This is a genomic window from Clostridium sp. (genome assembly GCF_051656525.1).
In the GTDB taxonomy this organism is placed as follows: domain Bacteria; phylum Bacillota; class Clostridia; order Clostridiales; family Clostridiaceae; genus Clostridium.
This window is the reverse complement of sequence record NZ_JBOGCC010000163.1, coordinates 1-1,638: the sequence shown is the minus strand read 5'-3', so window position 1 is coordinate 1,638 and position 1,638 is coordinate 1. Positions and strand designations below refer to the sequence as shown.

General features: G+C 32.5%; 2 protein-coding genes. One reads left to right on the top strand and one right to left on the bottom strand.

The window, feature by feature from the left end; translation table 11 throughout:
• Window positions 1–440 (top strand): pyridoxamine 5'-phosphate oxidase family protein (locus ACRDDY_RS08430; RefSeq protein WP_438564511.1); only part of this gene is annotated, 440 nt, incomplete at its 5' end.
• A gap of 38 nt (window positions 441–478) precedes the next feature.
• Here the strand turns inward: ACRDDY_RS08430 and ACRDDY_RS08425 are convergent.
• On the bottom strand, window positions 479–1,638 hold a 1,160-nt coding region (locus tag ACRDDY_RS08425; protein ID WP_438564510.1), incomplete at its 5' end, for a YgiQ family radical SAM protein.

Below are 1,638 nucleotides of genomic sequence, written 5' to 3'. Positions count from 1 at the left end.
ATTTAAAAAATGAGGTCATATCAAATTTAGAAAAAAATAAAACTTGGGTATTATCCACAGCATTAAACAATAATGTTTCTTCAAGATCTATGAGTATTATAAATATAGGTTTAGATATATATTTTCAAACAAATAAATGCTATTTAAAATATAACCAACTTAAAGAGAATAATAATATTTCTTTATGCTTTAATAATATTTCAATTGAAGGTATAGCCGAAGAAATTGGCAATTGGACTAATAAAGAAAATAAAGACTTAATGGAGTTATATAAAAAAGCTCATCCTAGTTCTTTTAAAGCATATGGTTTATTAGATGGACAAGTTATATATAAAATTACTCCTAAAAAAATTAAAATGTGGAAATACATAAATGGAAACCCAATCCGTCAAAACTTTCACATCGAAACAAAGCAAGCAGAGCAACTAAACTTCATGTAAAAAGGAGAGCTATCTCTAGCTCTCCTCACTCTTAACTCTTACTTATTAACTTTCTTAAAGCTTCCTTTTCCCTTCTTAGGTCCATGCTTCTTTTTCCCACCTGCAACTGAAGGCTTTCCTTTTCCTTTAGCTCCTGGTTTAGAAGAACTTGATTTTCCTCTAAAGCTTGCAGATTTTCCTCTCATACTTGCAAGGTATCTTTGCTCTTTAGATTGAATTAAGCATTTAGGTCCATTTCCTATAAGGTCTTCTCTTCCCGCCTTCATAAGTGCATCATAAACTAAATTATAGTTTTGAGGCTTTTTGAATTGAAGTAATGCTCTTTGCATTGCTTTTTCTTCTTTTGTTTTTGGAACATATACTGGCTTTAACGTTCTTGGGTCAAGCCCTGTGTAGAACATTGTTGTTGATGGTGTTCCTGGTGTTGGGTAGAAATCTTGTACTTGCTCTGGTTGATATTTTGTATCTCTTAAATATTCAGCAAGTTCAATTGCTTCTTTAAGCCCACATCCTGGATGACTTGACATAAGATAAGGAATTAAGTATTGCTCTTTTCCAGCTTTCTTACTTAACTTAAAGAACTTTTCTCTAAATTTATTATAAGTTTCTCCTGATGGTTTACCCATATATTTTAAAGCTTCCGGTGCAACGTGCTCTGGTGCAACCTTTAACTGTCCACTTACATGATGTTCTACAAGTTCCTTGAAGAATGTATCATCCTTGTCAGCCATAACGTAATCATATCTTATTCCTGAACGTATAAATACTTTTTTAACCTTAGGTAAACTTCTAACTTTTCTTAAAAGGTGAACAAATTCTTTATGATCAACTTTCATATTTTTACATACTCCTGGAGTAAGACATTTTTTCTTTTTACATGCTCCTATTGTAAGCTGATGATCACAAGCTTCTTTTCTAAAGTTTGCTGTTGGTCCTCCAACATCATGGATATATCCTTTGAAGTCTTTATGTTCTGTTATTCCCTTAGCTTCTTCTAAAATAGAATCTTCACTTCTACTTTGAACTGTTCTTCCTTGGTGGAATGTTATTGCACAGAAATTACAGTCTCCAAAGCATCCTCTTGATGATACTATACTAAACTTAACCTCTTCTATTGCTGCAATTCCTCCATCCTTTTCATATATAGGATGGTAATCCTTCATATATGGAAGTCCATACACATGGTCAAGCTCTGCTC